General features: G+C 66.1%; 2 protein-coding genes. Both read left to right on the top strand.

Annotated elements, in window-relative coordinates; genetic code table 11:
- A partial coding sequence (locus tag AC1DWF_RS35185; protein WP_476843098.1) for a ferritin-like domain-containing protein occupies positions 1-130 on the top strand: 130 nt, incomplete at its 5' end.
- Positions 131-228: 98 nt separating this feature from the next.
- Positions 229-666, top strand: a 438-nt coding sequence (locus AC1DWF_RS35180; protein WP_476843097.1) for a Tle-like phospholipase domain-containing protein, incomplete at its 3' end; no start/stop codon positions are given.

Below are 666 nucleotides of genomic sequence, written 5' to 3'. Positions count from 1 at the left end.
GGCCACCACGACCCGCGAGGCGATCGACGCCGCGGCCGAGGCCGGCGACGCCGACACCGCGGACCTCTTCACGGGCATCTCGCGCACGCTCGACAAGGCGCTGTGGATGCTGGAGGCCCATCTGGCCTGAGGCCATAGGCCCGTCCGATCGGACCTATCGTCAACGTCGGATTGCCGCTTCCGTCTATTTTTCGCATCAATGGCGAATTCGGACGGGAGCGGAACGACTTGGCCACCATCGAGACTTACGTCGACATCGCCCAGGCTTGCTACGCCCGGGCTGGATCGGCGGTCGACGCGCCGGGCGAATGGACCGTCCAGAAATGGGAATGGGCCACTTGGTACGGCAATGGCTACCAGGGCGGCGTGTTCGAGACGCGCGACGAGATCATCGTCGGCTTCTCCGGCACCAAGGGCGGGCTGACCACCGCGCCGGTCTCGCAGAATTCCGGCAATGTCCGCATCGGCGTGAACGTGATCCCCAACATGGCCGGCAGTGCCTTCGCGATGGTGAACTGGGCCAAGGAGAATGCCTTCGGCCGCCCCATCAGCATCTGCGGCCATTCCCTGGGCGGCGGGCTGGCGCAGGTGGTCGGGAACTGGTCGGGCCTGCCCTTCATCTCCTTCAACGGGCCGGGCATGGCTTCCCATCTCAAGATGTCGGCC

This window comes from Aminobacter sp. P4_D5, from assembly GCF_056401815.1.
The sequence above is the reverse complement of the archived record's forward strand: the minus strand, read 5'-3'. Positions and strand labels throughout refer to the sequence as shown.